Annotated in this window: 6 protein-coding genes; 4 read left to right on the forward strand and 2 right to left on the reverse strand. The window is 43.2% G+C overall.

All coding sequences use genetic code 11. The features are described 5' to 3' along the window. Window positions 1-214 precede the first annotated feature (214 nt). Window positions 215-1,126, reverse strand: coding sequence for a LysR family transcriptional regulator (locus tag AB4154_RS22140; RefSeq protein ID WP_017062675.1), 912 nt, complete (start codon window positions 1,124-1,126; stop codon window positions 215-217). A 144-nt stretch (window positions 1,127-1,270) separates the two neighbouring features. On the opposite strand from AB4154_RS22140, the gene AB4154_RS22145 reads away from it, so the two are divergent. The 3 genes from AB4154_RS22145 to AB4154_RS22155 all read left to right on the forward strand — a co-directional run bounded on the left by AB4154_RS22145 (window position 1,271) and on the right by AB4154_RS22155 (window position 3,557). Further along, window positions 1,271-1,723, forward strand: coding sequence for a DoxX family protein (locus AB4154_RS22145; RefSeq protein ID WP_017037256.1), 453 nt, complete (start codon window positions 1,271-1,273; stop codon window positions 1,721-1,723). A gap of 89 nt (window positions 1,724-1,812) precedes the next feature. After that, window positions 1,813-2,766, forward strand: a complete 954-nt coding sequence (locus AB4154_RS22150; protein ID WP_372124125.1) for a glutathione S-transferase family protein — start codon at window positions 1,813-1,815, stop codon at window positions 2,764-2,766. After that, window positions 2,763-3,557, forward strand: coding sequence for a class III extradiol ring-cleavage dioxygenase (locus AB4154_RS22155; RefSeq protein WP_017062676.1), 795 nt, complete (start codon window positions 2,763-2,765; stop codon window positions 3,555-3,557). The genes AB4154_RS22150 and AB4154_RS22155 overlap by 4 nt, the downstream gene beginning before the upstream one ends. Window positions 3,558-3,950: 393 nt before the next feature. Here AB4154_RS22155 and AB4154_RS22160 read toward each other — a convergent pair whose 3' ends face one another. Beyond that, window positions 3,951-4,874 (reverse strand): LysR family transcriptional regulator, encoded by a 924-nt coding sequence (locus AB4154_RS22160; RefSeq protein ID WP_017062677.1) that lies wholly within the window; start codon window positions 4,872-4,874, stop codon window positions 3,951-3,953. 121 nt (window positions 4,875-4,995) lie between these two features. Here AB4154_RS22160 and AB4154_RS22165 point away from each other — a divergent pair, with 121 nt between their 5' ends. Further along, window positions 4,996-6,552, forward strand: a complete 1,557-nt coding sequence (locus AB4154_RS22165; protein WP_372124127.1) for a carboxylesterase/lipase family protein — start codon at window positions 4,996-4,998, stop codon at window positions 6,550-6,552. The last annotated feature ends 182 nt before the right edge of the window (window positions 6,553-6,734 follow it).

The raw sequence follows: 6,734 nt of genomic DNA on the forward strand, positions 1-6,734 counted from the left end.
ACAGCAGTTCAACCGACTGCTGGGCGATCACGAATTCTTCGTTAGTTGGCAAGGTATTAGTACAGCACACATATTACAGCTTCCTCGAACAAACTTTTGAACATTTATGAGTCAGTGATTCTGCTAAATTAGCATTTAAAGGATTAACTCAGGTATTGCAAATCTCTAGCTACGTGGCCAAGTTCACTTAGCTACTACAGGAGCCGTTCAAGTCTTAAAAAACATCATCCCAATACGGTAAATCACCATAATAGTTACTGAGAAACTCGATAAAAACACTCAACTTAGTCGCAATCAGCTTACGGTGCGGATACACCGCATATAGCGCCATGGGTTCTGGCTCAAACTCTTTTAGAATAACGTTAAGTTGGCCCTTCTTTACTGCGTCAGACACGATAAAGGTGGGTTGAAAAACATAGCCCTCTCCCGCTATAGCGGACTCAACGAGGATATCGCCGTTGTTGCAGGAAATACCGGAACTCTCCTCTTTTGACGAGCGCTTCAGCGCATTCATAAGTGGGGACTCGGATTGACTGTAATCCATGTAGCTGTAGCTTAGCAGATGCTCTGGAATAAGCTGTTCCGGATGCTCTGGCGTTCCATGCCGTTCAAGATAGTCTGGGGAAGCACACATAACCAACCGAACCGGAGCAACACGCTTTGCAATTAAGGATGAGCTTTTTAATTGCCCGATCCGTAACGCTAAATCAAAGCCCTCCTCAACCACATCGACTTTCCGATCGTTGAGTTGCAAATCGATACCCACAGCCGGATTGAGCTGCTTAAAATCCCGAATAAGTGAAGCGAGATGCTTGGTAGCAAAAGTCACCGGAGCACTGATACGCAGTAAACCTTGCGCCTCATTCTTTAACTGCCCCATGCTCCCTTCCATGTCTTGAATACTTTCCAAAATGTGCTGAACGTGTTGCACACATCGCTCGCCCGCTTCTGTAAGGTGTACTTTTCTCGTCGTGCGGTTCAGCAGGCGTACCCCGAGTTGTTCCTCCAAATGAGATACGTACTTACTGACCAACTGATTTGACGTTCCCAGTTTCTCTGCTGCCTTGGTAAAACTGCCTTCTCTAGAGACCGTGAGAAACGCCTTCATGGTGTCAATCCTATCCATTAAACAAATCCTTTTAATAAGTCAATTACCAACAATACATTGGAAATCATTCAATGATAATGCCATTTATCATCTAAAGGAGAAGGATTAATCTTATTCCCAAGTTAAGACTTACTTGAATAAATCAACTCTGAGGGAAATACCATGAACAAGCACATTTTTAACAAAGTAATTCAATCCAATGCTGGCTTTGCGGCACTAGTACTGAGAGTTCCGGTAGGAATCATTTTGGCTGCACATGGTGCGCAAAAGCTGTTTGGCTGGTTTGGTGGCTATGGACTTGAAGGCACTGGCCAATGGATGGCAAGCATTGGGCTAGCACCCGGTTACCTAATGGCATTGATGGCTGGCAGTGCAGAATTCTTCGGAGGTTTAGCCTTGATATTTGGCCTTTTGACTCGCCCAGCAGCACTGGTCAATGCATTTGCCATGTTAGTGGCAATCTTCAGCGTTCACATCAGCCATGGCTTATTTATCAGCAATAACGGTTACGAGTTTGCTTTGGCGTTATTCGCTGCCACTTTAGCGCTAGCCATTCAAGGTGGCGGAAAGTTTGCCATTGATAACCGCTTACTTGGTGCAACCAAAACCGCTTAATAAAAGCTATTGGACTCGAAACAAATTAGACAAACAACAGACGCCCATGGCGTACGCTCGCAGGGGGCTCTTCGAAAAAAGGAAAGATTATGTTGGTAAATGGTAAGTGGGAACGCAAGTGGGATCCCGTTCAAGAGAAAGACAGTGAAGGCCGCTTCATCCGCCAAAGCAGCGCATTTACAAATCGCATTGACGATGTACAGTCAGCAGTCGATAAAGGTTTGCGACTCTATGCTGCTTACATTTGTCCTTGGGCAACACGCACATTAATTGCTCGCTCGTTGTTTAACTTAGAAGATGTAATTGACGTAAAAATCTTAGACCCAGTACTAACAGATTTCGGTTGGCAATTTGGGGGTGAATCTGATTCAACGGTAGGCTCTACAGAGAGTGGCATTGAGGGAGTGCAATACGCTCTCCATCTCTATACGATGACTGATGACCAATACACTGGTCGAGCGACTGTGCCTGTACTTTGGGATTGTGGTGATAACAAAATCATCAACAACGAGTCTGCTGATATTCTTCATATTTTGAACGAAGACTTACGACCGATTCATAATTCAAACATCAATTTGTACCCGACTGAGTTGCAGTCACAAATTGAAGAGTTTAATGGCAGTATCTACGACAGCTTAAACAATGGCGTGTATCGCGCAGGATTCGCTTCCAGCCAGAAAGCTTACGACGAAGCCATGGTTGATATTTTCGCTCGCTTAGAAGAACTGGAAACACATTTTGCGAATAACGATTTTGCCGTTGGCAACCAACTAACCGAAAGCGACATTCGGTTATTCGTTACCTTGATCCGATTTGATGTGGCCTACCATGGCCTATTTAAAACTAACATCAAAGCCATCTCTGACTACCCTGCGTTGTCAGCGTATTTGGACCGCTTATTACAAATCGAAGCCTTTGCGAAAAACACTCGTGTCGATCATATTAAAGCGGGCTATTACTCGGTAACTGCGCTAAATCCATCTGGCATAATTCCTCAGGGGCCGTACTTGGATTGGTTTAAATATTTACCGGAGGGAGTATGAAACTAGCACCTCTGATGTTCGTCGGTCACGGTTCTCCGATGTTTGCGTTAGGCGCAAGCATCGTGGCTCAACAACAGGCGACCGATAATTTAACCCATCAAGTAGCTAAATTTGATGATGTGGAAGCTATATTAGTGATATCACCACATTGGGTTGCCCGCGGTAATGTCGTTATCACCAACGACCAACCCGAAACCATTCACGACTTTGGTGGCTTTCCACCTGAATTGTACGAGTTGAACTATCCTGCTGTGGGCTCACACATTGTTGGTAATAAAGTCATCGACTTATTAACCAACAATGGTTTCGAAACCAAGGCGGACAATTACCGAGGCTGGGATCACGGTGTTTGGGTACCGCCGTGTCACTTGCGCCCAAATGCAGACAAGCCAATAGTGCAATTGTCGCTGAATGTTGATCTGTCACCAGATGAACTAGAAAAGCTCGGTAATACCTTGAAACAATTGCGTAAGCAGAATATTGCGGTTATCTGCTCAGGTAGCCTGACGCACAATTTATATGACATTCGAATGAGTCACGAGCCCGTCGCAGATTATGCAAACAAATTCCAAAATTGGGCACGGAAAATCGCTCTTGAAGGCAATTTAGCGGAGGCAAAACAGCCTCACGTTAAGTCTGTTCACTATACGAAGTCACACCCTACCTCTGAGCATTATTTGCCGTTAGTTATTGCTATGGGAGCAAAAGATGACGCTGATAATCTTACGGTGTTGGAAAGTCCAATCTTGCATCACTCCATTTCAATGGAGAGTTATGTTTGGTCTCAGTGAGCAATAACATTACTTTAGTTTAGAAAAACAGCATCAACCAAGATAAGTATAAACTGCAAGGCTAAGAATGGGGCAGGAATGAGTTGAACCAGGAAGAATTCCTTCCTAGTTGCCAGTAGGCAAAGTGCAATCCGTCAGTTTACTACCAAATGTCTAGCTCCGTGATCACACGAGTCAAACCTCAGGTCTATGAAGCCTCTGGACAATTCTGAGTTACGAACCATCAGACACGCTGAACTTTCACATAACTTCTAGTATCGCAACTCTACGGGCAGCAATTATGCAGCAGTCCAAATTAACTCATTCATTACATGTTGATATTACGAAAACTTTAGAAGTAACTAACCGATTAGGTAGGATACATTATTGCTTGGTTTCATTACCAACATAGCTTCATGAATCAATATTTCGCATATGATCATGCTTAATTGATAAATCTTCTTGCAAAAAGTCCAACAAGTGTCGATGTAGTTTGGGTTGATATTGCCTTGAAGGATACAGAGCCCATATGCCAATTGGATTGACTTCAAAGTCTTTCAACAAGATAGTCAAAGTCCCTGCTTGTATGTCGATTGCAATAAAAGGCAGAGGTAAACACGCTATACCTTTGCCATTAATCGCTGCATTAAGAAGTATGGAACTATCATTTACAGAGTAGTTACTTGTGACCGTTACATTAATAGGCTGAGCAGATTTAGAACCGGCTTTAGAAACAAACAGCCAATCATTGCCTATTCGTTTGTGGATCAAGCAATTGTGATCGAGTAAATCTTCGGGAGATAAAGGAGCCCCATGTTCTGCTAGATACTGAGGGGAAGCGCAAACCACCGATGGACAATCAGCCAATTTCTTTCCAATTAAAGATTCGGGCAGGTCATTACTCAACTCGATTGCCATATCAACCCCATGTTTTATCAAATCCAGTGACTGATTCGACAGCGTGAGATCAACTTCTATGTCAGGGTACTTAAGCATGAATTGTTCAATAGCTTGGGCAAGATAACCCTGACCAAACGAAATGCTAGTAACCAGTGAAATTCTTCCTTTAGGTTGAGAGTGCTGCTCTTGGGCTAAGCTATATAGTTGGGTATTCTGCTCTAAAATATTCTGGCAGAAAGGCAATAAATCACGACCGGCGTTAGTGATACCTAAGCTTCTTGTTGAGCGATATAGTAAACATACACCTAAAGACTTTTCCAACGCGGTTATATGCCTAGTCGCCATGGATCGTGACATTCCTAAAGCCTCAGATGCTGCCGTCAGGCTTCCTAGATCGACAGTAGAAACGAAAACTTCCATTGAAACAATTCTATCCATACACCCTCAATAGTTCGATTTATGCAACAATCTATTGACGTATAGCATATATATCAACTTCAAACTAGGTTTTATACTGACCTTCTATTCCAATACCGAGCCGAATGAAATGAAAAAAACAATGGTACTAGTCGCATGCCTCAGTGCAGGTTTAATTCAAAGTAATACACTATTTGCCCACACTCAAAATGCTGAAAACTCAACGGTAGCAATCATTAAGTCTGGTAAACTTATGGGAAACAACCATGATGGCGTAGCCACATTTTATGACGTCCCATATGCGAAAAACCCTTTTACGGCAGATCGCCGATTTCGAGCACCGCAAGCATACGAAACTTGGAGCGGAGTATTAGATGCAACAAAAGCAGGTCAACCTGTCCCACAGCCTAGCCGAGATAAAAACACCACCTTGGTGGGGGCTCCCGATGATCTAACTCTGAACATTTGGACACCTATGAACGCCGTAGCTACCAACAACAAGGCATCAAATAAAAAACTGCCAGTCATGGTGTGGATCCCTGGCGGCGCATTCATCCGAGAAGATGCGGCAGAGTTAGCCTACGACGGAACAAGCTTTGCTCAGAATGACGTGATTGTTGTAACGATCAATTATCGTGTAGGCGTTGATGGTTTTATGCACCTTGAGGGCGCACCGGATAATCGCGGCATTCTTGATCAGATCATGGCTCTTGAGTGGGTACAAAATAACATCGAAGATTTTGGTGGAGACCCTAGCCAAGTTACTGTTGCAGGTCAATCTGCTGGGGCAGAAAGTGTTGCCATTTTATTGGGTACCGAAAAAGCAGAAGGCCTATTCCAGAAAGCTATTATGCAAAGTCCTCCAATGGCATTTTTAACTCAGAAAGAAGCTCAGAAAATCACACAAAGCTATACCAAAAAACTGAATATTCCAGCCACCGTTGAAGGCTTATCGACCATTCCATTTCCTGAATTAGTTAAGAACGTTATTGATATGGGTTACGCCATACAAGATCGCGACAAATGGGGAATGATGTCATGGGGAGGCACCGCATTTTTGCCCGTTGTTGATGGCGATATCATTGTCGAGTCTCCAATGAAAGATCTCACTAAAGCTTCTCCTTCTATTCCGGTCATCGTTGGTAACACAGATCAAGAATCACGGCTGTACCTTGTACCAAGTGATGCCGTAAACAATACGACCGAACAAACGAAGTCGCTACTATTGTCTGACTTGTCACTGGAAGGTCGCCCTGCTGATGTGTATTCAACAAAAGACACCGGAAAATCTATTGGAGACACTTTTGCCGACATCCAATCTGATTTTACGTTTAGAATGCCAGCACTGCACATTGCTCAACAGTTAACTAAAAACGACAACAAAGTTTGGCATTATAACTTTTCTTGGATGTCACCAGCGTTTGATGGCCACTTAGGAGCCGCACACTTTGTTGACGTGCCTTTTGTGTTTAATACAACTGACAATGAACAAGCAAAAACATTTGTCGGCTCACAGCCTCCAGTTGAACTTATTAATACCATGCACAACCAATGGCTAACATTCATCAAGACAAGTAAAGCTGATTGGTCTCCTTACAACTTATCGGATCGACCAACAATGCAATTTGATGTTACATCGAAACAGGTCAATGACCCTAATAGCTCAGTTCGAAAATTGTGGGAAGATTTTGAGTTCTAAGTAAAACGATTCAAATATTGGACGGTGGCTGCTGACATAATTCAGATTAGAAAAACTAGGTTATCACGTGGCTTGGTTTATTCTGTTGATAGATTTAACTAAAAGATAACGGGGCACTTTCGAGTTAGAAAGTGCCACGGGTAAAAATTCAATCCGAGAAGCTTTTGGACAGAAATCATTTA

Origin of the sequence: Vibrio sp. 10N.286.51.B11 (genome assembly GCF_041469245.1) — a bacterium.
Classification (GTDB): Bacteria; Pseudomonadota; Gammaproteobacteria; order Enterobacterales; family Vibrionaceae; genus Vibrio; species Vibrio crassostreae_C.